Source organism: Thermopolyspora sp. NPDC052614 (genome assembly GCF_040678635.1).
Classification (GTDB): domain Bacteria; phylum Actinomycetota; class Actinomycetes; order Streptosporangiales; family Streptosporangiaceae; genus Thermopolyspora.
Genome location: NZ_JBFATZ010000002.1, coordinates 405,919 through 427,614, shown reverse-complemented (window position 1 = coordinate 427,614; position 21,696 = coordinate 405,919). Strand labels below are relative to the sequence as shown.

The following is a 21,696-nucleotide window of genomic DNA, read 5'->3' as shown; positions in this document are numbered from 1 at the left end:
CGGATCAGTGAGATCGTTCCCGATTACGGCTTTCGTGCCACAGAGCTGAAACCGAGTGAGGAGAACCGCGCGATGATGTGGAGCGGGATGAACTGCTCCTGCGGGAGGATCTCGAAGTCTCCGAAGAAGGCCTTGATCTCCTCGACCGTCCGCGCCTTGAAGCCGGGCGCGGCGTCGGAGTAGATCTCGCTCATCCTCTCGACGTCCTCCGCACGCGACGGCCTGCGAACCATGTGCGAGATGCCGAGGTAGCTGCCCGGCGCCATGCGGTCGCGGACCTCGGCGACCAGCTCGCCGGGGTCGTCGAGGAAGTGCAGAATCGCGAACATCAGCACCCCGACCGGCTCGTCCGGGTCGATCAGCCGCGTGGCGAGCGTCTTGCGCCACAGGTCGTCCACGTCGCGCAGGTCCGCCTCGATCATGGCCACGGACGGCGAATTGGCGAGCAGCGCCCTGCCGTGGACGCACACGACCGGATCGTTGTCGATGTAGACGACGCGCGCATGCGGATTGACCTCGTGAGCGACCTCGTGCACATTCTTCTGGGTCGGCAGGCCCGCGCCGATGTCCACGAACTGCCGGATGCCGGCTTCGCCCGCCAGATACCGGACCACGGTCCCGAGGAACTCCCGATGCCGCCGCGCGCCTTCCCGCGACTCGGGGAACGCCTTGACCACCTGCTCGGCGGCGGCACGATCGGCGGCGAAGTTGTCCTTGCCGCCCAGCATGTAGTCGTAGATGCGGGCGACGTTCGGAACGCTGACGTCAATGCCGCCGGGAGCCCGATCGCTCATCTGCACATCCCTTCGGGTGACCTGACGGACCCGATCGTGTCCCAGGCATATCGTGCGTTCAGACCGCGCACTTCGTCAGCGATAGTAGCGTTGCTCACGTTCTCCCCACGGGGAATCCGCTTTTATTGACCACAACGGCATTTCTCGTCACTCACCGCGCGGTTCCCGTCATGCCGCCCGTAAACGCGTACCTCCTACCGATCCCGGGACACGGCGGCCGAACACCGACTCCTCGCAGGCGGGACGCACCCAGTCGTCCGCGTCTCCGTCGAACTCCACCGGTGGTCCGACCTTGAGTCGCTCCGCCTCCGGCCCGTCCCCATCGCGTGACAACCGCACGACCACGAACCGCCGCCCGCCGCCACTTCCTTCCCCGAGACCCGGAGCGGCTTTCCCAAGCCCCGGATCGGCTTCCCCGAGCCCCGGACCGGCCGCACCCCAATCAGCCGGACCCCGGCCAACTCCGCCCGAGCCCCCACGACCTGAGCCCCCATAACCTGAGCCCTCGCAACCTGAGCCCCCATAACCTGAGACCTCGAGGCCCCGGCTCGCATGGATTCTGACGTGGTCGCAGATGGCCCGCACGCCGATGGACGGGTTCGCGGACAGCCAGGACAGGTGCTCGGTGAGCAGGCGTTGGGCGACCATCCGCAGGAACTCGACAGGACGGTGACCGTGGCCGCAGACGGGGCCGTCCAGCGTGATCTCCGGCATGCCGAAGCGGCGGAGACCACGGCTGCTCACCGACAGGGGCGTGCAGGCGGAGGAACGCACGCCCCGGTGAGAGCACGCGGCGTCCTTGGCGACGTCGATCTGCCAGCCGAGCCAGTCGTCGGCCAGGTGGAAGACGCCCGGCTCCTCCTCGCCTCCGGACTCGCCGCTGATCACATGGCCGGTGAGCGGATCGTCGATGACGCCGTCGTACGCCTTCGCCACGGCCCGGGCGGCAGCTCGTGCGACCTGAGCCGACCTCGGCTGGCACGACGGCGACGCCGTACTGGAGACGACGACGTGTGACGGGCCGTGCCGGGTGATCGTGAGGCGCGGCGATCCGAGCGCGACGGCGGCCTGCCGGCGATGCGGGGCGGACATTCGCCACGGGACCACCGAGGGCAGGTCGGCCGGGGTGCGGTTCACGGCGATGACGAAGCGACTGGTCGTTTCCTTGGGGACGGTGAAGGTGAGCTGCATGGGGGACCTCCTTAGGTGAGGGCCTCAGCATGCAGGAAACAGCGTGATCGCCAAGCTACCGAATAGCGTTCTGTGGATAACCCCCTCGCCGTCGCCGCCCGCTTGTGGAAAAACAGGTGTATCCGGCCCGTTGCCCACCGTATGCGTCCTGGTTTTCGCCGAAGTGGCGGCGGGCCGCATGCCCTTCGTGTCCAGGGTGCTGGTGCGATGTCCGCAAACGTTTACCGCGTCGGGGACGGTCCATCGCCGCCGCACGCCAACGCGCCGTCGCGGCGCCCGAAAGGCCGGGCCCGGCGCAGCGATGTGGTCATCGCGCTAGGAGTCCCGCCGGGGAGAGGCGCCGACGCGGGGCGGGGTTTCCGGGAGGGGCAGCGGGGCCGGGTAGGCGCGCAGCGTGCGGGTCTTCCAGGGCTCGTGGATCAGGGTGCGCGGGAGGTGCGCCAGCTCGGGCACGTAGCGGCGGACATACTCGCCGTCGGGGTCGAAGCGCTTGGCCTGCCGGAGCGGGTTGAACGAGCGGCTGGGGCGGGTGTCGTTGCCCGTGCCCGCCACCCACTGCCAGTTGCCGCAGTTGACGGCGACGTCGGCGTCCAGCAGTTGCTCGGCGAAGTGGCGTGCGCCGATTCGCCAGTCCACGTGCAGGCACTTGGTGAGATAGGAGGCGACGATCAGGCGGGCGCGGTTGTGCAGCCACCCCTCCTGAGCGAGCTGCCGCATCGCGGCGTCGACGATCGGCACGCCGGTGCGTCCCTCGCGCCAGGCGCTCACGGCGTTCTCGTCGTCGTTCCAGAGATCGCCCCGCGCGCGGTAGTCACGGTGGCCGATCGCCGGGAACGCCCGGGTGACCTGGTGGTGGAAGTCGCGCCAGCACAACTGCTGCACGAACTCCTCGCTCGCCGCGCCCAGCGACGCGAGTTCCAGCGGCGACAGGCAACCGAGGTGCAGGTAGGGGCTGAGCCGGGAGGTCGTCTCCCCGGCCAGATCCTCCCTGGCCTCGGCGTACCCCTCCAGACAGTGCCGCAGCCACAGCCGCATGCGGCGGCGGCCCTCCGTCTCGCCGCCCACCAGCGGCCCGTACGGCGCCGCCGCGACGGGCAGGGTTCCGGGCTCCAGTCCGTCCGGCAGCCGCACGACGTCGGGCGGGGCGGCGGCCGGGCGCCGGGGCTCGACGGACCAGGCCCGCCAGTAAGGGGTGAAAACGCGGTAGTGATCGCCGCCGGACGGCCGCAGGGCGTCCGGCGGAACCACGGTGACACCCGCGAAGGTGCGGAAATCGATGCGGCGGCGTGCGCATTCGTCGGCGAGCAGCCGTTCCCGGCGCTGGGCGTAGGAGGTGACGTCGGCGCTCACCCACACCGCCTGAGCGCCGACCGCCTCGGCCAGGCGCATCGTCTCGGCCACCGGGTCGCCTCGCCGTACCACCAGGTCGCCGCCCCGGCGGCGCAGCGAGGAGCGCAGATCGCGCAGCGCGTCGGCGAGGAAGCCCGCGCGCCGGTACGGGGTCAGCGCGGGGTCCACGACGAACAGCGGAACCACCCTCCTGCTCCGGGCGCAGGCGGCGGCGAGCGCCGGATGATCGTGGACTCTGAGATCCCGGTTCAGCAGCACGATTGTGGTGTCCATCACCTCTAGCCTGGCAAACGTCGCTTCTCTGAGCCGCCCTCATGAGTAATTGGAGCTCCCAAGAAACCGTCATCGTTTACGCGTCACGACGGGAGCAGGGGTCGGGGGGCTGACCTGCGCGGATCTGCCCAAGTTTGCCCAGTCCGCCCGGAAAATCCCCAGGAGTCAGGAGGTTAAGGCGCGTCGGTTGCCCTCGCTGACGTCAAGCGCCTGATCGCCTACACCTCGATCTCGCGCTTCGGCTTCATCGCCATCGGCGTGGTCGCGATAACGGGCACCCGCGGCAGAGCCACGCCGTACACGGTCGCCCACGGCTTCGCCACCGGGGCGCTCGCCGGGGAATCCCATCGGCGGCTACTCGGCGTAGGGCTGGTCCTCTCCGGCCGCGCTGTAGCCGAGACTCCAGATGTAGCCGTCGGGGTCCGCGAAGGAGCCGCCGTATCCGCCCCACGCAGTGGCTCCGGCGGGCTTGAGCATCGTGGCGCCGGCCTTCTCGGCCTCCGCGATGATCTCGTCGACCCGCGCCTCGTCGCGTACGACGTAGGTGAGGACGAGCCCGCTGAAGCCGCTGCCCTCCGGACTCGTGCCCACCTGGTCGGCCAGTCCTTCACGGCCGTAGAAGCCGACGAGCGAGCCGCCGTCGGACTCGAAGAACACCGAGACGCCGTAGTCGTTCTTGATCTTCCAGCCGAGGCCATCGGTGTAGAACCGCTTGGCCCGGTCCAGGTCCTTGACGCCGAGGAGGATCGAGCTGACATGGGCTTTCATGTCGTTGTTCCTCCATGTTCGAGGGATCATGCACATGAAAGTCACGCTATGGTCGGTTCTGCGTCCGGCGCTTCTTCATTCGTGACCGGTTCGGCCGCCTGGATCGGCGCATGGCGGCGCGGCCGCCGAACGCCCGAAGACGCGGGGCGTTCGGTCGGCAGGTTGCTAGATCTCGACGATGGCGAGAGAGAGCGGCGGAAGGATCAGCCCGCCGTCGTCCGTGGTGACGATGTCGTGGCTGGCCAGCAGGATTCTCGCGGGTGTGTGGAGGTCGTGCCGTGCCGGGCCGGGCTCCCGGTCGAGCGTCGGCTCGCGTCCGGCCGCGGCTTCCGGCGCGAGCCGTACCGTGACGGGCTCTTGGCCGAGGTTGGCGGCGACGCGCAGGCGGCCGCGGTGGACGACGAGGTGGCGGGTGGGCTCGTCGTGGTCGACGCGTACCCGGTCCAGGCGCGGGTCGGTGAGGTCGGGGTGGGCCCGGCGCAGCGCGATCAGGTCGCGGTACCAGGTGAGCAGGGACTTGTGCGGATCGGTGAGGGGCTCGTCCCAGTCGAGCTTGGAGCGCAGGAAGGTCGACTCCGCGCCCGGGTCGGGGGCCCGCTCCGCCCAGTCGTCGTAGCCGAAGCCGATGAACTCGCGGCGTCTGCGATCGGCCTCGCCCTCGCGCAGGTGCGACTCGACGTGGTCGGTGAAGAACAGGAACGGGGTGGTGGCGCCCCATTCCTCCCCCATGAAGAGCATGGGGGTGAACGGCGAGGTGAGCAGCAGCCCGGCCGCGACCCACAGCAGCTCGGCCGGGAGGCGGTCGCCCTCGGCGCGGTTGCCGATCTGGTCATGGTTCTGGACGCAGCAGACGAATCGGTATCCGGGGGTGTTCGCCCGGTCCACCGGCCGGCCGTGGCTGCGGCGGCGGAAGGTCGAGTACGTGCCGTCGTGCAGGAACGCCGAGGTCAGCACCTTGGCGAGCACCGCCATCGAGCCGAAGTCGCAGTAGTAGCCGTGCCGCTCGCCCGACACGGCCGCGTGCAGGGCGTGGTGCACGTCGTCGTTCCACTGGGCGGTCATCCCCAGGCCGCCGGCGCCGCGCGGGGTGATCATGCGCGGGTCGTTGAGGTCGGACTCGGCGATCAGCGTGAGCGGGCGGCCGAGCGCGGCGGCGAGCGCGTCCACCGCGGCGGCGAGCTCCTCCAGGAAGTGCACGGCGCGCTTGTCCCACAGCGCGTGCACCGCGTCCAGCCGCAGCCCGTCGACGTGGTAGTCGCGCAGCCACTGCCGGGCGTTGTCGATGAAGTAGCGCCTGACCTCGTCGGATCCGGGGCCGTCGAGGTTGACCGCCTGGCCCCAGAACGACGCGGCCGACTCGTGGAAGTACGGCCCGAACTCGGCGAGGAAGTTCCCGGACGGGCCGAGGTGGTTGTAGACGACGTCGAGGATGACGCCGATGCCGGCTCGGTGGCAGGCGTCCACGAAGAGCTTGAAGCCGTCCGGCCCGCCGTACTCCTCGTGCACGGCGTAGAGGTCCACGCCGTCGTAGCCCCAGTTGTAGCGGCCGGGCACGGGCGGGACCGGCATCACCTCGACGAAGTCGACGCCCAGTTCGATCAGGTGGTCGAGTTTGCGGGCGGCGGCGGCGAAGGTGCCCTCGGGGGTGAACGTGGCGATGTGCAGCTCGTAGATGATCGCGCCGCGCAGGTCGCGCCCGCGCCACTCCTGGTCGGCCCAGGTGAAGTGGTCGTGGTCGTAGACGCGGCTCGGCCCGAAGATCCCGTACGGCTGCCGCCGGGTGCGCGGGTCGGGCAGCGGCTTGCCGCCGTCGAGCCGGAAGACGTAGTCGGTGCCGTGCCCCGCGCCGGGCACCTCGGCCCGCCACCAGCCGCCGCCGGCGGGCTCCATGCGGTGGCCGGTGCCGTCGATCTCCACCTCGACCTGGGCGGCGGCGGGCGCCCAGACCTCAAACACGTTCGGATTCACGGCTCTCCAAGAGGGCGACGGGAAGGCGGGCGAGGAGGTGGGCGAGGGGGATGCGGCCGGTGTGCTCGCATCCGGTGAGCAGGTCGCGCCAGCGGCCCGGGGGCAGGGTGATCGTGGCGCCGCGCCAGCCGCCGCGCCGTTCCAGGCCCACCGGGAGGCGGGTGACGACGGCGATCGCGGTGTCCCCGCGGGCGAAGGCGAGCGCGTGCTCCCCTGCTCCCCCGCCGCCGTCGATCGCGAGCGGCCGGTACGGCGCGTCATCGGCGAGCCGCCCGCGCAGACGCAGGGCGGTGCGCGTGACCAGCAGTTTTGCCTCGTCCCATCGGGCCAGTACGGCGGTGCCCGGATACCCGGCCCGCGCCCGCCCGGGTCCGGCGGCGTGCCCGCCCTCGACGCCGTCGGTGACCGGGGCGCCGGGAGCGCCCCCGGAGGCCGCCTCCCCGGCCACCGTCCCTGCCGCGACGACGCGATCGAGCAGCGCTCGCCGGTAGGCGAAGTCGATCGGGCGCCGGTTGTCGGGATCGACCAGGGAGAAGTCGGTCACCTCGTTGCCCTGGTACACGTCGGGCACCCCCGGCATGAGGAGCTGGACGACCTTCTGCCCGAGCGAGTTCGCCATCGCGTACGGGTCCACGCGCGCCGTGAACTCGGCGATCGACGCCCCGCACTCGGAGATCGCCCGCCTGGCGAACTCGCGCACGCCCTCCTCGTAGGAGGCGTCCGGGTTCATCCACGAGATCGCCGTCTTCGCCTCGCGGGCGGCCTTGAGCAGGTAGTCGGCGAACCGGTCCACGCTGATCGGCCAGGCCGCCATCAGGTTCTGCCAGCCCAGGTAGTCCAGGTGAGGGTCGAACCGCACCTGGGAGCTCCAGGCGTCCACCGCCTCCTCCCAGGCGTACGGCAGCTCGGACAGCACGGCAAGCCGGGCGCGCACGTCCTCCGAGCGTTTGGTGTCATGCGTGGACAAGGTGGTCATCGTGCGCGGCGACATGCCCGCGCAGTAGGCGTGGAAACGTTCGGGGGAGATCGAGAACTCGTCCGGCTCGCCGCCGACCTCATTGAGGCAGGCCAGCGGGTACCAGCGGTACAGGGCGGTGTCCTCCACGCCCTTGGCCATGACAGGGCCGCAGGTCTGCTGGAACCGGGTGACGAACTCGGGCGGGCCGTACAGGGCCTGCTCGGCGACCTCGGCCACCTCGTGCGGCGGGGCGTGCCCGGCGGCCCGCCACGCCGCGGCCTGGATCACCCGCAGCGCCTCGGGCGACGGCGGCTCCCCCGGCGTCACGTACGCGCGATAGACCGGCATGGCGACCAGCAGCTCGACCAGCGCCGCGCGCAGCCTCGGCTCGCCGAGGGCGGCGATCAGCCGGTCGATCTCGGCGCGGAAGAACAGCTCGACGACGTACTTTTTGGACTCGTAGCGCACCAGGTCGTAGTCCGGCGGCATGCCGGTGTGCTTGACGAAGGTGGCGAGCAGCGGCTCGGTGCCCGATTCGTCGACGAACAGGCGGGTGATCCGGTTGAGGGCGTCGTAGCCGGTGGTGCCGTCGCAGGGCCAGTCGGCCGGGAGCCGCTCGCCGCCGACGAGGATCTTCTCGGCGAGCGTCCAGACGGGGGCGCGCGAGCGCAGGCGGGTGAGGTAGCCGACGGGGTCGGCCAGCCCGTCGGGGTGGTCCACGCGCAGGCCGTCGACGAGGCCCTCCTCGACGAGGGAGAGCACCACCCGGTGGGTCTCCTCGAAGACCTCCGGGTCCTCGACCCGCACGCCGATCAGCGAGGAGACGTCGAAGAAGCGCCGGTAGCCGGGCCCCTGGCGCCACGGCACGAGCCGGTAGTGCTGGGAGTGCACCAGCTCGGGCAGGGGCAGATGGGCGGTTCCGGGCCGGATCGGGAACTCGTGGTCGAAGTAGCGCAGGATCTCGCCGTCGACGGTGAGCTCGCCGGCGCGCAGCACCTCGTCGAGGGGGGCGCCGAGCACCGGCATCGCCACGCCGCCGCCGGACCAGTCGATGTCGAACCATTTCGCGTACGGCGAGGCGGGGCCGTCGCGCAGCACATTCCAGAGCGGCACGTTTCCGGACTCGGGCACCGGGACGGTCATGTGGTTGGGCACGATGTCCACCAGCAGCCGCAGCCCGGCGGCGGCCAGCTCGCGCAGCCCCGCCATGCCGCCGAACTCGGCGCGGATCCGGGAGTGGTCGGTGACGTCGTACCCGTGCAGCGAGCCCGGGACCGCCTGCAGCACCGGCGACAGGTAGGCGTGGGTGACGCCGAGCTCGCGCAGGTAGCCGGTGAGCGCCGCCACGTCGGCGAAACCGAACTCGGGAGTCAGCTGCACCCGGTACGTCGAGTCCATGGGCCGCCCTTCAACGAGGTCCGGGGCCGTGTCTCCCATCTTTACCCCGGCCATGCCTGCCGCCCACCCGTCCGGCGGGTCCGGTGGCGGACATGTGGCGGGGCGGGCCGTACCGGCGAGGACAAATCACCAAAAAACGGATAAGTGACTATATGCGGCGCAGCACGCGGACCGACCGGCCCGCGACCGGCACCGCCTCCCCCGACCGGGACACCTGCTGATCCACCGCTATCGGCACCGCGGTGTCGATTTCCGTTGTCCACAGGTCGCCGAGATTCTTCGGGATGGTGAAGCGGATGACCTCATGATGGGCGTTGAAGAACAGCAGGAAGGAGTCGTCCGTGATCCGCCTCCCCCGCCGGTCCGGCTCGGTGATCGCGTCGCCGTTGAGGAAGACGGCCAGCGACTTGGCGTACCCGTTGTGCCAGTCGGCGTCGGTCATCTCCACCCCGGCCGGGGTGAGCCACGCGATGTCGCTCAGGTCATCGTGAGAGCCGCGGACCGGGCGGCCGTAGAAGAACCGCCTGCGACGGAACACCGGATGCTCGCGCCGCAGCCGCGCCAGCCGCTTGGTGAACGACAGCAGCAGCCAGTTCTCCCGCACGTCGGACCAGTCCACCCAGGAGATCTCGTTGTCCTGGCAGTAGGCGTTGTTGTTGCCGCCCTGGGTGCGGCCCAGCTCGTCGCCGTGGGAGAGCATCGGCACGCCCTGGGAGAGGAACAGCGTCGCCAGGAAGTTGCGCTTCTGCTGCTCGCGCAGGGTCTCGACCGCGCCGCTCGCCGGGCCCTCGACGCCGCAGTTCCACGAGCGGTTGTCGTCGCTGCCGTCGCGGTTGTCCTCGCCGTTGGCCTCGTTGTGCTTGTCGTTGTACGACACCAGATCACGCAGCGTGAAGCCGTCGTGGCAGGTGACGAAGTTGATCGAGGCGGCCGGGCGGCGGCTGTCGTCCTGGTAGAGGTCGCTGGAGCCGGTCAGCCGGGAGGCGAACTCCGGCAGCGCGGCCGGCTCCCCCCGCCACAGGTCGCGGATCGTGTCGCGGTAGCGGCCGTTCCACTCGGTCCACCGGCCGGGGAAGTTGCCCACCTGGTAGCCGCCCGGGCCCACGTCCCACGGCTCGGCGATCAGCTTGACCTGGCTGAGCACCGGGTCCTGCTGCACCAGGTCGAAGAACGCGCTCAACCGGTCCACGTCGTGCAGCTCGCGGGCGAGCGAGGCGGCCAGGTCGAAGCGGAAGCCGTCGACGTGCATCTCGGTGACCCAGTAGCGCAGCGAGTCCATGATGAGCTGCAGCGCGTGCGGGGACCGCATCAGCAGGCTGTTGCCGGTGCCGGTGGTGTCCATGTAGTACCGCTTGTCGCCCTCGACGAGGCGGTAGTAGGCGGTGTTGTCGATGCCGCGCATGCTCAGCGTCGGGCCCAGGTGGTTGCCCTCGGCGGTGTGGTTGTAGACGACGTCGAGGATCACCTCGATGTTCGCCTCGTGCAGGGCCTTCACCATCGCCTTGAACTCCAGCACCTGCTCGCCGCGCCGCCCCGAGGAGGCGTAGCGGTTGTGCGGGGCGAAGAAGCCGATCGTGTTGTAGCCCCAGTAGTTGGTCAGGCCGCGGTCCGCCAGGGCGTGGTCGGTGACGAACTGGTGCACCGGCATGAGTTCGAGCGCGGTGACGCCGAGGCCGGTGAGGTGGTCGATGATCTCGGGGTGGCCGAGGGCGGCGTAGGTGCCGCGGATCCGCTCAGGGATCTTGGGATGCATGATGGTCAGGCCGCGGACGTGCGCCTCGTAGATGACCGTGTCGTGGTACGGCGTGCCCGGGGGGCGGTCGTGGCCCCAGCCGAAGAACGGGTTGATTACGACCGATCGCATCGTGTACGGGGCCGAGTCGGTGTCGTCGCGGCTGTCGGGGTCGCCGAAGCGGTAGCCGTACATGGCCTGGCCCCACGTGACGGTGCCGTCCATCGCCTTGGCGTAGGGGTCGAGCAGGAGTTTGGCGGGGTTGCAGCGCAGGCCCCGCGCCGGGTCGTAGGGGCCGTGGACGCGGTAGCCGTACCGCTGGCCGGGGCCGATGCCCGGCAGGTACCCGTGGAAGACGTGGCCCTCGACCTCGGTGAGCGGCACGCGGCGCTCGACGCCGTCATCGTCGAACAGGCAGAGTTCGACCCCTTCCGCGACCTCGGTGAACAGCGCGAAGTTGGTGCCCGCCCCGTCGTAGGTCGCTCCCAGCGGGTAGGGATCTCCCGGCCATATCTCGATCACTCGGCGCCCTCCGACCGCAGTGTGTCCTCGCCCCATGGTCCTCTTCCGGCACCTCCTGTGCCCAGTGTCACGGCCATGATGGGTTGTGATTGATCACACATGCCCTGACCAGCGGTTTCAGGAGAAGGCCCGCGCTCGACCGCTGCTTGACACACTTGAGAAATGCCCTTTATGTGAGGGTTGTCCGATTGTGTGGTTGTAGCGAATACTGTTCTAGTGGCCGTAGACGACACTCTGCAGTACCGCGTGGTGCACGGATACCGGCGGGCTTTCCGCATGACGGGGGACGGCCCTGCGCTGCTGCTCATCCACGGCATCAGCGACAGCTCCGCCACCTGGGCCCCGATCATCCCGCTGCTCGCCCAGCACCATCTCGTCATCGCCCCCGACCTGCTCGGCCACGGCGAGTCCGACAAGCCGCGCGGCGACTACGCGGTCGGCGCCTACGCCTGCGGCATGCGCGACCTGCTCAGCGTGCTCGACATCGACCGGGTCACGGTCGTCGGGCACTCACTCGGCGGCGGCATCGCCATGCAGTTCGCCTACCAGTTCCCGGAGCGGTGTGAGCGCCTCGTGCTGGTCGGCTCCGCCGGCGTCGGCCGCGAGGTCCACCCACTGCTCCGCCTGATCAGCGCCCCGGGCGCCGAGCCCGGTCTCGCCCTCGCCACCGCCGCGCCCGTGCGCGGCGCCGTACGCGCGATCGCCCCCCTGCTCCGCGCCGGCCTCGGGCTCGGCAAGGACTTCGACTACATCCTCGACCGCTACCAGTGCCTCACCAATCCCACCGCCCGCAAGGCCTTCCTGCGCACCCTGCGCGCCGGGGTGGACCTGCACGGCCAGGTCATCACCATGCTGGACCGCTGCTACCTCACCGCCGGCATGCCCACGCTGATCCTCTGGGGCGCCCAGGACCACGTCATCCCCGTCCAGCACGCCTACACCGCGCACCGGGCCATGCCCGGCAGCGAACTGGAAATCTTCGAGACCGCGGGCCATTTCCCCCATCAGGACGAGCCCGAACGCTTCGCCAAGACCGTCGCCTCCTTCATCACCGCCACCGCCCCCCAGGAGTTCGACTCCGCCAAGTGGCGCGCCTACCTGCGCGCCGGCCGCCCCACCTCCCCCGAACTCTCCAGCGGCTCCTGACCCGGCCGCGCCCGAGGGAACTCCGGCCGACCGCCCCACGTAGAGGCCGGCCGGAGTCCGCATCGGGCCGCCACCCGGACGCTCGCGACGTTCCCCTGCCGCTCAGGGCTCGGCGCGAGCGGGTCCGGGCGGCTACCGCTCATTCCACGGGGACGGTCTCGTACCGCCCTGGGAATGCCTGCGGGTTCGGACGGACGGCGAACGGCGCCGCGACCCTCGCGATCCGAGATCCGGGGCGTCCGGTTCCGCCGGAGCCGGGTGTGGGCCGGGGCCTCACACCTGGCTCCCCGGCTGCTCGGCCACGTTGACCCGCCCGGTGCCGGAGCACGCCGCACAGGGGCTCCGCGCCGGCGCCTCGCCCACGCCGTGGCAGCGCCGGCACTCGGCCAGGGCGTCGAACCGCCGATCCCGGTAGACGCGGCGGGTGAGCCCGCGTTCCACCTGCCAGCCCTGCGTCCAGGCGAAGGAGTCCAGTTCCGCGAAGAGACCGCACTCGTACGCCCAGATCGCTAATCGATTACGCAGCCTCCGCAATGGACCCCATCGGACTCCGAAGGGGATAGGATTCATGGCAAGACCATCCTTTTGGAGTTGGGATGTGTTCGTCTCTGGGCCGGCGCCACCAACGTCGGCCCAGTTTTCGTCAGAATCACGAAAAGATGCCTGACGCCGCTGTCGCGAATAAAAGCGGCAGGATTGAGGGAGCACTGGCCGCGGAACCGGCACAGGTGCCCGCGAAGGCGCGCTGAATCACAGCCGAGACTCTCTGGCCACCACCCCCCTTCAAGATCGTGATCTTGACAAGGCTGCCGTGTGCCCAGGCTGCACCCTTATACGTGTATTGTGCCTTCAGCAAGCGCCGCTGGCAATTGCCATCCTGAAATTGCCAGGAGCATGTGCGTGCGGTATTTTACCGACACCCTTGCCAGTGGCCGTTGCCAGGTGCGATTGCCAGGGCCCTGAACTGGGAAGACTGGTCGAATCGGTCATGGAGTGCGCGCCCGGTTCAGGCGGTTGAGGACGGAGAAGAGGTGGGGGCAGATGGCGACGGTGAACCCGACGCTCCGACGGCGCCAACTCGCCGCCCAGCTTCGCGAGATGCGCCGGGAGAGCGGTCTGAAGATCGAGGAGGTCGCCGAGCGCCTGCTGTGCTCCACGGCGAAGATCAGCCGGATGGAGACGGCGCAGCGCAGGGTCAGCCTTCGAGACGTGCGCGACCTGTGCGAGCTGTACGGGGCCGACGAGGCCAAGACGAATATGCTGATGACATTGGCCCGCGAGGCCCGTCAACCGGGCCTCCGCGACGAGGTGGACATCGGCAACCCGAAGCTTCAGACATATCCGCGCCTTGAGGCGGCGGCCTCCGCCGTGTCGGAATTCCAGAACGGCTTCATCCCCGGTCTGCTGCAGACCGAGGACTACATGCGGGCGCTCATCCGCGGCATGCTTCCCGGCATCTCCCAGGATGTCCTCAACGCCCGGGTGGAGGTACGTCTCGAACGCCAGCAGCGTCTTCTCCGGGGCGAGCTTCCACGATACTGGGCGATATTCGATGAGGCGGCGCTACATCGGCGGGTAGGCGGGCCGAAGGTGATGTTCCGCCAACTGGAGCAGCTCGGCGAACTGTCCGAGCTCTCTCATGTCGTCATCCAGGTCATCCCGTTCGACGTAGGTGCGTACATGGCGCTGGACAACTCCTTCCACCTGGTGGAGATGAAGGACACCATGACCTCCGACGTCGTCTACCTGGAAGGAATAGTGACCGCAGATTACCTTGAGAGACCCGCCGACCTGCAGATATATCGAGAGGCCCTGGAGCGGCTGCGTGCCGCGGCGCTGAACCCCCAGAGCTCCCTCGCACTCATTGAGAAGATCAAGAACACCTACGTGATCTAGCTGGTTCAACGATCACTTGGCATAGAAGTGAAAGAGTAGTCAGACAAAGATGTCGGCAACCCATGTTAATCGCCGCGAGCCGGCCTGGCGTAAGGCCACGGCATCCGGCGGAGGAAACTGCGTCGAGGTGGCGCCTTTCCACGGATCGATTGCCATGCGCGATTCCAAGAATCCCGAAGGCGCGATCCTCGTAATCGATCCAAACGCGTGGGCGAGTTTCGTCACCGCAATCAAGAGGGAAGGCTGAGCGCCTCCTCACGATCATCGTGTGCCGAGCAGGGGCGAGGGAAGGCTCAATGGCCTCCCTCGCCCCTGTTTTATCGATGCCACGACCCGTCACCCAGTCCCCTGCTCTCCCTGAGCCATCAGAAATCCCTGCAGATTCCGGCACCGTAACATATAAGTTAAAATCTTCACGGATACCGATCTCGCTGGGACATCCGAAGTTCAGGGAGCGAGAGTCATGACGAAACCTCCAGCGTCTTCTCGCCTGAAGTGGCGATCCGCAAGCGCAAGCGGCGGGCAGAACTGCCTGCAGGTCGCGGCCGCCCACGACAGGGTCGTAATGCGGGACGGCAAGGCAGGACCTTCGGGACCGATCCTCTCCTTCACCAAAGCCGAGTGGACGGCCTTCATTCGCGATATCAAGGGGGGCCGTTTCCTGTAATTGCTGCGCCCAAAAGCAGCGACCGGATCCGGTCAATCAGCGCCCGGCACAAATGACGGGCGAATACATTCGGCGCGGGTCCGCGCCCCGGCCGGTCACCGCCCGCACCGGGCCACCTCCTCACCCGCCGCCGCATGGGCCGCAGATGTCCGCTGAGCCGGGAGTTTACGCAGGGCACGCCGGCGGCAGGACGTGCGAACGGGTGGTCTCACCAAGTTCTGCTGCGGGGTTCTACTGAGGGGTTCTGCTGCGGGGCAACCTCGTGGAACCGGCGGTCGCGGTCATGGTGGGGGCGACGTTCAGCGGGCCGATCCAGGCTCTGGTGCACAATCTGATCACACCGCTCATCGCGGCGGTCATCGGCGGGCGGCGGCCTGACTCTTCGCAGTACACGTTCGCCGTCAACGGGGCGGAGTTCAACTACGGCGACTTCATCGCAGCCCTTCGCGGCGTGGCCGATCGTCTCACCGTTGGGCGATATGTCGCACGATAAGTAAGTTGTCCTGGGATATGAGGGGCGGGAGGACGACGGACGCGAGCCGTTGATGTGGCCTCCTAGGACAGTAGGGGTGGGGATGTAAGCGCGATGTAAGCGTTTCGCAAGCGACGGTTCCTAGCGTTTGCGGCGGTTCAGAACACTAGGAAGGAATCGATATGAAGCTCCCCACTCGTTTTCTCATGGTCGCCGCCGCGGCGACGCTGCTTTCGCTCTCCGCGGCCTGCGGCTCGGGGGGCGGCGCCGTTGCCGGAGGCGACTCCGGCACCACGATCGCACAGGGCGGGAACTCCGACGGCGGCTCCTCCGGGGGCGGGGGCGACAAGGCCGAAATCTGCCAGAAGGCGACCAAGGCCCTCCAGGACTTCGGCCAGGCCGCGACGGCCTCATCCTCCGGGGACTTCAGCGCGTTCAACGCCGCCGCGAAGAAGCTCGGCACGGAGTTGGAGCAGCTCGCCGGTGAGGCCGACGGCGACCTCAAGACCACGTTGAGCTCGATGGCGACCGCGTGGGGGAGTCTCAAGGTGGACACCTCCGACCTCGCCGGATCGGCCAACAAGATTCTTGAGGCCAGCAAGCAGGCGTCGGAGCAGACCCAGAAGCTCGTCACCGCCTGCGCCTGATCTTCGTCCCGCTTCTCACGCCGACACTTTGGACGCCGCGCCGGTCACCCGACCGGCGCGGCGTCCGCGCGTCCGGCCCCGGTGGGCCCTCCGCAGGCGACAGTGGCGGGCGAGCAGCAGGGTCGGTTCGGCGGTCGATGGCGTCGATCCCGGCGCGGACCTCGGCGGGCGAGGCCGACGCGTCCTGCGTGCCGGGCTCGCGCCCTGAGGTCGTCATCCTCGCGGCATCGAGCGTCATCGTGCGCTCGGGGTCGGGCATGAGGTGAACGCTTCACCCTTGCGGAGCACACGGCCGGTGCGGGAGAAGGCGTCAGGGCCGCTCAGTACTCCAGACCCCAGTCGTGCGGGCCGAGCGCGTACCTGTCGCCCTGGACCACCAGCCAACCGTGCTCGACGAGGTCGTCGAGGCACTCGCGCACCACGTCCTCCGCCAGATCGGTCATCTCCACGATGTCGGAGAGCCGCGGCGACACGTCGTCCACCGCGCAGGAGGCGACCGCCTCGTACACGACGGTCTCGGTGTCGGACATCGCCTGCACGTCGCGCAGGTCATCTCGGCGTTCAGCCACGCTGGCGCGCCCCTTCGCGCAGTCGTTCGGCGTCGATGTGCCGCTGGGGGTAGCGGCGCAGGTACTCGGCCTCCAACTCGCTCATGCGCTCGTTGTGGTTGCGCAGCGCGTCGTCGGAGCCGTGCAGCAGCGTCTCGGTACGCGTCTGGTGGAGTTGCCCGAGTTCGCGAAGAAGATCTTCGTCGTCCAATGCCTTCGGATCGATTCCCATACCCATGCCGATCGCCCTACCCCGGGAGGGGCCCGTCAGACCTCGGTGGGCTTGTCCCACCGCTCGTCGGGGGCGCCGTCGGACGCCTTGGCGTTGGGCGGGTCGGTGTCGGAGGGCGTGTGCTCCTCGGCGAAGTCCGGATCGGCCGTGAGTTCCTCCGGGTCGCGCGGCCGACGGTCGGGTTGCGGCCGACCGTCGTCGGACTTCCGCTCGCTCATGTCGGGTCTCCTTCTTACGCTTACGGCTTCTTACGCTTACGGCTGCTTTCGGCGGAAACACTCCCGGAAGGCGGCCGCGCCGCCGGTCCGAGGTCTCAGGCGTCCCTGCCCGCTGCCGTCGGGTTGAACCCGCAGGCCCCGGCGGCGCTCTCTGGCCCGTTCCGGGACGGGCGACATCGACCTGAATAGGCCCCGGAGTAAGCCCCGGAATAAGCCCCGGAATAAGCCTCCGTATGAGCCCGGTTGTGCGGGTTATGAGTGACGAGATCCGTGGCCTCGCCCGGGGCGATGCAGAGGTGCCCCTGTCCGTCCTTGACCTCGCGACCGTCGGCGTGGGCAGTACGCCGTCGGAGTCCCTGGCCGTCAGCACGGAGCTCGCCAAACGGGCCGAGGAGTGGGGGTATCACCGGTTCTGGGTGGCCGAGCACCACGGCATGCCGGGGGTCGCCAGCTCCTCCCCGGCCGTCCTCATCGCCCATTTGGCCGCCAACACCCGTACGATCCGCGTCGGTTCCGGCGGGGTCATGCTGCCCAACCACGCACCCCTGGTCGTCGCCGAGCAGTTCGGCACTCTGCACGCGCTGCACCCGGGCCGCATCGACCTCGGCCTGGGCCGTGCCCCGGGCACCGACCCGGCCACGGCCCGCGCCCTGCGCCGTGCGGCGGATGTGGATCCCGACGATTTTCCCCAGCAGGTGGCGGAGCTGACCGCGTTCCTGGACGACGAGTTCCCCGAGGGGCATCCCTACCGGCGCATCCACGCCATCCCAGGGGAGGCCAACGCCCGCGGGGTCGGCCGGCCGCCGATCTGGCTGCTCGGCTCCAGCGGCTTCAGCGCACAACTCGCCGGTCTGCTGGGGCTGCCGTTCGCCTTCGCCCACCACTTCAGCGCGGCCAACACGGTGCCCGCCCTGGAGCTGTATCGCTCGTCGTTCCGCCCCTCCGAGGTCCTCGACCGTCCGTACGCCCTGATCGGCGTGGGCGCGGTCGCGGCCGACACCGACGCGGAGGCGCTGCGGCTGGCGCGCACCGGCGCCCTGTCGATGCTGCGCCTGAGGCTCGGCATGCCGGGGCCGGTCCCCACCCCCGAGGAGGCGGAAGCCTACCCCTACTCACCCCTGGAACAGGAGATCGTCGACGGCTGGCTCTCCAATGTGGTGTTCGGCTCGCCCGAGACGGTACGGCGCGGCCTGGACGAGCTACGCGAGCGAACCGGCGCCGACGAGCTGATGCTCACGACCAACATCAACGGCGGGGCGGCCCGCATCCGCTCCTACGAACTCATCGCCCAGGCCTACAAGATGGCCTGACGGGCCCCTTCGAAGCGGCCTATCGGATGGTGCATCAGCGCCTGGGCGCACCCGACTCGGTGCGGGCGTCCAGGCGCGGACTCACGTGGCCGAAATCGGTTGCGTTCCCACCGGGGTGGGGGCGACGGCGTTGCCGCGGACGCGGCGGTCCATCAGGGTGTGGGCCGGCGAGTAGATCACGGCGTTGATCGCGCCCTTGGTGGCGGCCTGTGCGTTGGGTGTGCCCTTCAAGGGCTTCGTCGAAGCCGTTTACTGGGGTGCCGTTTACTGGGGTGCCGTTTACTGGGGTGCCGTTTACTGGGGTGCCGTTTGCTGGGGTGTCGCTTGCCTTCGATCAGCGGACGTCGGAGAAGGCCGCCCAGACGACCTTGCCGCGGTGGATCAACGACCATCCCCACGCGACGCTGAGCGCCTCCACCAGATGCAGCCCGCGACCCGACTCCGCGAACTCATCCTCTTCCGTGATGACCGGGACGTTGTCGCTCGGGTCATGCACCACGCAGACGACGTGAGCGGCATGGTGCAGCAATCGCACCTTGATCGGCCAGGCAGGGGCGAGATGGGGAACCGCGTGCCTGAGCGCGTTGGTCACCAGCTCGCTGACCACGAGTTCGATGTCGAAGGCGAGATCTTCCAAACCCCAGTCACGCAGCGTCTTAAGCGTGAACTCGCGAGCCACCCGTGCGCTCTGTCTGTCGCTGCCGAGGCCGTAGGCCCGCTCGGTCACCGCGGGATCGGGCTCTTCGACGGCAGCCGGAAGCCACATGGGGACACTTCCCCTGATTGACTTCTCCGCGGTCCAACGTACCGGGTAGGCGGTCATTACGGTCCCCGTGGCGCGTCGTAATGGCAGGCTCCGTACGGGAGATTATCTTCGTCTAAGAGCGTGACATATGCAAGGACAGATGCACGTGCATTTGTAATGGCACATTGAGTGACGAACCGGGTTGTGGCAGATTAGGCGTTTGGGTCTGCGGGCGGGAGACAGGACATGACCGCGCACTCGGACGGTGACGAGCCCACTGGCATCCTGCCCTTCTACACGGGCGGGCCCACAGTCCTGCGGATCATCCTGGGCGCCCAACTGCGCCGGCTTCGCCTGCAGAGGGGCATCAGCCTGGAGCGCGCGGGCGCGGCGATCCGCGCCTCACACGCCAAGATGAGCCGTATGGAGCTGGGCCGGGTCGGCTTCAAGCTGCGCGACGTCGCCGACCTGCTCACCCTCTACGGCGTGACCGATCCGGATGAAAGGGAGACGCTGCTCGGCCGGGCGGAGCGGGCCAACAGCCCGGGCTGGTGGCACAAGTACGACGAGATCCTGCCGCAGTGGTTCCGCGTCTACATCGGCCTGGAGGAGGCCGCGTCGATCATCCGCGCCTTCGAGATCCAGTTCGTGCCGGGACTGCTGCAGAGCACCGACTACGCCCGCGCCGTCATCCTGCTGAGGCACGCCACCGCGCCCCAGGAGGAGATCGAGCAGCGCGTGGAACTGCGGCAGGCCCGCCAACGGCGGATCACCTCCTGCGACGGCCCCAAACTGTGGGTGGTCCTCGACGAGGCGGTACTGCGCCGCCATTTCGGGGGCCGCGAGGTCATGCGCGAGCAGATCGGACACCTGCTCGAACTGAGCGAGCACCCCAACATCACCCTGCAGGTGCTCCCCTTCGACCACGGCGGCCACGCCGCCGCCGGAGGTCCCTTCTCGATCCTGCGCTTCAGCGAGGCCGAACTTCCCGACGTGGTCTACCTGGAACAACTGACCAGCGCCCTCTACCTGGACAAACGCCAGGACACCGAGCACTACATGAAGGTCATGGACCGCGTGTGCATGGAGGCGATGTCAGCCGCCACCACCCGTCGCTTCCTCAACATCATGCGCCGCGACCTCTCACCCTGACCGAAACCACCACCGCGGCCTCTCCCGCCGACCGCGTCCGATGGCCGGCGATCGGCGTCGGATGTCGTGCCGCTGCTCTCTGACACGGGGCAACGCCTGTGCGCTACCGACGGGCCCTGGACGCGCGACCCACCCCTTCGGATGACAGATTTTGTGGTTTTTTCTCGCCCTAATCCCCCTCCCGGACACCGTTCGGTGGCGTATCTTGCAAGAGCAAGGACAATCGTAATTACATATGCACGTGCATCCGCGTCCCCGGGGAGAGGCGATGGGCGAGGTATACAACGGCATCCCAGCCAGCCATCTGGAGGATGTCGCGTGGCGTAAGAGCAGTCACAGCAATCCGAGCGGTAACTGCGTCGAGGTGGCGAAGCTTGCGGACGGACGGTTGGCCGTACGCAACTCCCGGCACCCCTACGGGCCCGCTTTGATCTACACGAAGGCCGAGATCGCCGCGTTCATCTCAGGTGCCAAAGACGGCGAGTTCGATGATCTAGCCCTCTGACCATCTGACACAGGGGCCCGTCCGTGGGGGGCGGGCCCCCACCCCTCACCAACGAAGGCCAAACCCTCCCCCGAAGCATCAGGCGACATCCAGCGAGCGGCGTCACCCGCTCGGCCGCACCGCACCACGATAGCGCGCCGCGAAGTACGGCGACTTGGCGAAGTTTGTCTTCTTGACCACATCCCCGGTCTTGGGCGCGTGGATCATCACCCCGTCGCGGAGATAGAGGCCCACATGCGTGGGGTCTCCGCGGCCTCCGCCGAAGAAGACCAGATCCCCCGCTCGGAGCTCGCCCGAGACGATGCGGCGCCCCTGACGGAACTGCCGGCCGGTGTAGTGGCCCAGCCTCACCCCCGCCTTGGCCCAGGCGTAGAGGGTCAAACCCGAACAGTCGAATCCCCGGGTCCGGCTGCCCCGCCCGACCCCCTTGGTAGGCCCGGCGGCGGACCCGCCGCCCCAGGAGAACGGCGTCCCCAGCTGGCCGAGCGCCGCCGTCACGGCGATCTGCCCCGGCAATCGGCCCCGCGCGCCATCGCTCGTGTTTCGGGCGCTCGCACGCCCGTCCGGCCTCGCATCCGGCGTCACGCCAGGAACCCCGTACGCTCCGCCGCCCGCCTCTCCCCCATCCACCTCGCCCTCATCCGCCCCCCTTCCATCGGCTTCCCGCTCATCCACCCCCTTTCCATCGGCTTCCCGCCCATCCACCCCCTTTCCATCGGCTTCCCGCCCATCCGCCTCCGCTTCATATCCGCTCCGACCGGCCGCTCCCTCTGGGCCCCCGCCACGGGCTTCGGGAACGTCCCTGAGCGCCTTGCCGGGCTCGCCAGCTCCGGTCGTCCGCCGGAATGGCCGCCACCCCCATGTGGTGATCCGGCCCTCGCACGTGCCGGTCAGCAGCGCGCCGTTCGCGCCGAAGGTGAATACGTAGGAACAGATCTCCCAGGACCCCGCCGTGGTGGCGGGGGCCGTATACGCAGGGGCCGAGGCCGGATGGGCGAGGGCGAGGGCGGCCCCGGTGACGGCCGGCCCGAGTGCGGTGAGAAGGCCGAGGAAGGCGGGCATCAGACGCCCTCCTCAATCGACGAGGTGAGACGCACCTTGATCACGACGACTCTCCTGATCCGTGGACGACAGGACGAGCCTCAGGATCGGGCGACGGCGTACCTCGCCAATGGGCCGAACCACGTTCTGTGGATAACGCGCG

Annotated in this window: 23 protein-coding genes; 9 read left to right on the top strand and 14 right to left on the bottom strand. The window is 69.0% G+C overall.

What is annotated here, in order from left to right; genetic code table 11:
- Positions 1 to 23: 23 nt before the first annotated feature.
- From AB0K60_RS05390 to glgX, 7 genes are all read right to left on the bottom strand, one after another.
- Positions 24 to 794, bottom strand: coding sequence for an SAM-dependent methyltransferase (locus AB0K60_RS05390; RefSeq protein ID WP_364048861.1), 771 nt, complete (start codon positions 792 to 794; stop codon positions 24 to 26).
- A gap of 168 nt (positions 795 to 962) precedes the next feature.
- Positions 963 to 1,985, bottom strand: a complete 1,023-nt coding sequence (locus AB0K60_RS05385; RefSeq protein ID WP_364048860.1) for a hypothetical protein — start codon at positions 1,983 to 1,985, stop codon at positions 963 to 965.
- Positions 1,986 to 2,300: 315 nt separating this feature from the next.
- Complete coding sequence (locus AB0K60_RS05380; protein WP_364048858.1) at positions 2,301 to 3,608, bottom strand: deoxyribodipyrimidine photo-lyase; 1,308 nt, start codon at positions 3,606 to 3,608, stop codon at positions 2,301 to 2,303.
- A 354-nt stretch (positions 3,609 to 3,962) separates the two neighbouring features.
- A complete protein-coding gene (locus AB0K60_RS05375; protein ID WP_364048856.1) occupies positions 3,963 to 4,376 on the bottom strand; it encodes a VOC family protein in 414 nt (137 codons plus the stop codon).
- A gap of 165 nt (positions 4,377 to 4,541) precedes the next feature.
- A complete protein-coding gene (gene treZ / locus AB0K60_RS05370; protein WP_364048854.1) occupies positions 4,542 to 6,344 on the bottom strand; it encodes a malto-oligosyltrehalose trehalohydrolase in 1,803 nt (600 codons plus the stop codon).
- Positions 6,325 to 8,700, bottom strand: coding sequence for a malto-oligosyltrehalose synthase (gene treY, locus AB0K60_RS05365; RefSeq protein WP_364048852.1), 2,376 nt, complete (start codon positions 8,698 to 8,700; stop codon positions 6,325 to 6,327). Before treY ends, treZ begins: the two co-directional genes overlap by 20 nt.
- Before the next feature lie 148 nt (positions 8,701 to 8,848).
- A complete protein-coding gene (gene glgX, locus AB0K60_RS05360; RefSeq protein WP_364048850.1) occupies positions 8,849 to 10,954 on the bottom strand; it encodes a glycogen debranching protein GlgX in 2,106 nt (701 codons plus the stop codon).
- A 216-nt stretch (positions 10,955 to 11,170) separates the two neighbouring features.
- On the opposite strand from glgX, the gene AB0K60_RS05355 reads away from it, so the two are divergent.
- Positions 11,171 to 12,100: an alpha/beta hydrolase gene (locus tag AB0K60_RS05355; RefSeq protein ID WP_364048848.1), complete on the top strand. Its 930-nt coding sequence runs from the start codon at positions 11,171 to 11,173 to the stop codon at positions 12,098 to 12,100.
- Between the two features lie 273 nt (positions 12,101 to 12,373).
- Here the strand turns inward: AB0K60_RS05355 and AB0K60_RS05350 are convergent, their stop codons facing one another.
- Positions 12,374 to 12,670, bottom strand: coding sequence for a hypothetical protein (locus AB0K60_RS05350; protein WP_364048846.1), 297 nt, complete (start codon positions 12,668 to 12,670; stop codon positions 12,374 to 12,376).
- Between the two features lie 471 nt (positions 12,671 to 13,141).
- On the opposite strand from AB0K60_RS05350, the gene AB0K60_RS05345 reads away from it, so the two are divergent.
- The 5 genes from AB0K60_RS05345 (at position 13,142) to AB0K60_RS05325 (ending at position 15,782) form a co-directional block, all read left to right on the top strand.
- The gene (locus AB0K60_RS05345; RefSeq protein WP_364048844.1) at positions 13,142 to 13,996 is read left to right on the top strand and encodes a helix-turn-helix transcriptional regulator; all 855 of its coding nucleotides are present in this window, start codon (positions 13,142 to 13,144) and stop codon (positions 13,994 to 13,996) included.
- Positions 13,997 to 14,045: 49 nt separating this feature from the next.
- Positions 14,046 to 14,243: a DUF397 domain-containing protein gene (locus AB0K60_RS05340; RefSeq protein ID WP_364048842.1), complete on the top strand. Its 198-nt coding sequence runs from the start codon at positions 14,046 to 14,048 to the stop codon at positions 14,241 to 14,243.
- A gap of 216 nt (positions 14,244 to 14,459) precedes the next feature.
- Positions 14,460 to 14,663, top strand: a complete 204-nt coding sequence (locus tag AB0K60_RS05335; protein ID WP_364048840.1) for a DUF397 domain-containing protein — start codon at positions 14,460 to 14,462, stop codon at positions 14,661 to 14,663.
- Between the two features lie 244 nt (positions 14,664 to 14,907).
- A complete protein-coding gene (locus AB0K60_RS05330; RefSeq protein ID WP_364049288.1) occupies positions 14,908 to 15,156 on the top strand; it encodes an MscL family protein in 249 nt (82 codons plus the stop codon).
- 161 nt (positions 15,157 to 15,317) lie between these two features.
- Positions 15,318 to 15,782, top strand: a complete 465-nt coding sequence (locus AB0K60_RS05325; RefSeq protein WP_364048838.1) for a hypothetical protein — start codon at positions 15,318 to 15,320, stop codon at positions 15,780 to 15,782.
- Between the two features lie 320 nt (positions 15,783 to 16,102).
- Here AB0K60_RS05325 and AB0K60_RS05320 read toward each other — a convergent pair whose 3' ends face one another.
- The 3 genes from AB0K60_RS05320 to AB0K60_RS05310 are packed head-to-tail and all read right to left on the bottom strand — an operon-like array spanning position 16,103 to position 16,780.
- Positions 16,103 to 16,351 (bottom strand): hypothetical protein, encoded by a 249-nt coding sequence (locus tag AB0K60_RS05320; protein ID WP_364048836.1) that lies wholly within the window; start codon positions 16,349 to 16,351, stop codon positions 16,103 to 16,105.
- Entirely contained in the window at positions 16,344 to 16,568 is a 225-nt protein-coding gene (locus AB0K60_RS05315) for a DUF6158 family protein (RefSeq protein WP_364048834.1), read from the bottom strand. Before AB0K60_RS05315 ends, AB0K60_RS05320 begins: the two co-directional genes overlap by 8 nt.
- Before the next feature lie 29 nt (positions 16,569 to 16,597).
- Positions 16,598 to 16,780, bottom strand: coding sequence for a hypothetical protein (locus tag AB0K60_RS05310; RefSeq protein WP_364048832.1), 183 nt, complete (start codon positions 16,778 to 16,780; stop codon positions 16,598 to 16,600).
- Positions 16,781 to 17,034: 254 nt separating this feature from the next.
- Between AB0K60_RS05310 and AB0K60_RS05305 the strand changes: the two genes are divergently transcribed.
- The gene (locus AB0K60_RS05305; protein WP_364048830.1) at positions 17,035 to 18,090 is read left to right on the top strand and encodes an LLM class flavin-dependent oxidoreductase; all 1,056 of its coding nucleotides are present in this window, start codon (positions 17,035 to 17,037) and stop codon (positions 18,088 to 18,090) included.
- Between the two features lie 81 nt (positions 18,091 to 18,171).
- On the opposite strand, the gene AB0K60_RS05300 is transcribed toward AB0K60_RS05305, so the two are convergent.
- A complete protein-coding gene (locus AB0K60_RS05300; protein ID WP_364048828.1) occupies positions 18,172 to 18,321 on the bottom strand; it encodes a hypothetical protein in 150 nt (49 codons plus the stop codon).
- 103 nt (positions 18,322 to 18,424) lie between these two features.
- Positions 18,425 to 18,856: an ATP-binding protein gene (locus AB0K60_RS05295; protein ID WP_364048826.1), complete on the bottom strand. Its 432-nt coding sequence runs from the start codon at positions 18,854 to 18,856 to the stop codon at positions 18,425 to 18,427.
- 225 nt (positions 18,857 to 19,081) lie between these two features.
- On the opposite strand from AB0K60_RS05295, the gene AB0K60_RS05290 reads away from it, so the two are divergent.
- On the top strand, positions 19,082 to 19,987 hold the full coding sequence (locus AB0K60_RS05290; RefSeq protein ID WP_364048824.1) for a helix-turn-helix transcriptional regulator: 906 nt from the start codon (positions 19,082 to 19,084) through the stop codon (positions 19,985 to 19,987).
- Positions 19,988 to 20,255: 268 nt separating this feature from the next.
- On the top strand, positions 20,256 to 20,492 hold the full coding sequence (locus tag AB0K60_RS05285; protein ID WP_364048822.1) for a DUF397 domain-containing protein: 237 nt from the start codon (positions 20,256 to 20,258) through the stop codon (positions 20,490 to 20,492).
- 102 nt (positions 20,493 to 20,594) lie between these two features.
- Here the strand turns inward: AB0K60_RS05285 and AB0K60_RS05280 are convergent, their stop codons facing one another.
- Positions 20,595 to 21,554: an NlpC/P60 family protein gene (locus tag AB0K60_RS05280; protein WP_364048820.1), complete on the bottom strand. Its 960-nt coding sequence runs from the start codon at positions 21,552 to 21,554 to the stop codon at positions 20,595 to 20,597.
- Positions 21,555 to 21,696 lie beyond the last annotated feature (142 nt).

What these genes read in the sequence shown, in the direction of transcription:
- AB0K60_RS05390 (WP_364048861.1), bottom strand. Translation starts at nt 794, where the DNA reads ATGAGCGATCGGGCTCCCGGCGGCATTGACGTCAGCGTTCCGAACGTC.
- AB0K60_RS05385 (WP_364048860.1), bottom strand. Translation starts at nt 1,985, where the DNA reads ATGCAGCTCACCTTCACCGTCCCCAAGGAAACGACCAGTCGCTTCGTC.
- AB0K60_RS05380 (WP_364048858.1), bottom strand. Translation starts at nt 3,608, where the DNA reads ATGGACACCACAATCGTGCTGCTGAACCGGGATCTCAGAGTCCACGAT.
- AB0K60_RS05375 (WP_364048856.1), bottom strand. Translation starts at nt 4,376, where the DNA reads ATGAAAGCCCATGTCAGCTCGATCCTCCTCGGCGTCAAGGACCTGGAC.
- treY (WP_364048852.1), bottom strand. Translation starts at nt 8,700, where the DNA reads ATGGACTCGACGTACCGGGTGCAGCTGACTCCCGAGTTCGGTTTCGCC.
- AB0K60_RS05350 (WP_364048846.1), bottom strand. Translation starts at nt 12,670, where the DNA reads ATGAATCCTATCCCCTTCGGAGTCCGATGGGGTCCATTGCGGAGGCTG.
- AB0K60_RS05345 (WP_364048844.1), top strand. Translation starts at nt 13,142, where the DNA reads ATGGCGACGGTGAACCCGACGCTCCGACGGCGCCAACTCGCCGCCCAG.
- AB0K60_RS05340 (WP_364048842.1), top strand. Translation starts at nt 14,046, where the DNA reads ATGTCGGCAACCCATGTTAATCGCCGCGAGCCGGCCTGGCGTAAGGCC.
- AB0K60_RS05335 (WP_364048840.1), top strand. Translation starts at nt 14,460, where the DNA reads ATGACGAAACCTCCAGCGTCTTCTCGCCTGAAGTGGCGATCCGCAAGC.
- AB0K60_RS05325 (WP_364048838.1), top strand. Translation starts at nt 15,318, where the DNA reads ATGAAGCTCCCCACTCGTTTTCTCATGGTCGCCGCCGCGGCGACGCTG.
- AB0K60_RS05315 (WP_364048834.1), bottom strand. Translation starts at nt 16,568, where the DNA reads ATGGGTATGGGAATCGATCCGAAGGCATTGGACGACGAAGATCTTCTT.
- AB0K60_RS05310 (WP_364048832.1), bottom strand. Translation starts at nt 16,780, where the DNA reads ATGAGCGAGCGGAAGTCCGACGACGGTCGGCCGCAACCCGACCGTCGG.
- AB0K60_RS05305 (WP_364048830.1), top strand. Translation starts at nt 17,035, where the DNA reads ATGAGTGACGAGATCCGTGGCCTCGCCCGGGGCGATGCAGAGGTGCCC.
- AB0K60_RS05295 (WP_364048826.1), bottom strand. Translation starts at nt 18,856, where the DNA reads ATGTGGCTTCCGGCTGCCGTCGAAGAGCCCGATCCCGCGGTGACCGAG.
- AB0K60_RS05290 (WP_364048824.1), top strand. Translation starts at nt 19,082, where the DNA reads ATGACCGCGCACTCGGACGGTGACGAGCCCACTGGCATCCTGCCCTTC.
- AB0K60_RS05285 (WP_364048822.1), top strand. Translation starts at nt 20,256, where the DNA reads ATGGGCGAGGTATACAACGGCATCCCAGCCAGCCATCTGGAGGATGTC.
- AB0K60_RS05280 (WP_364048820.1), bottom strand. Translation starts at nt 21,554, where the DNA reads ATGCCCGCCTTCCTCGGCCTTCTCACCGCACTCGGGCCGGCCGTCACC.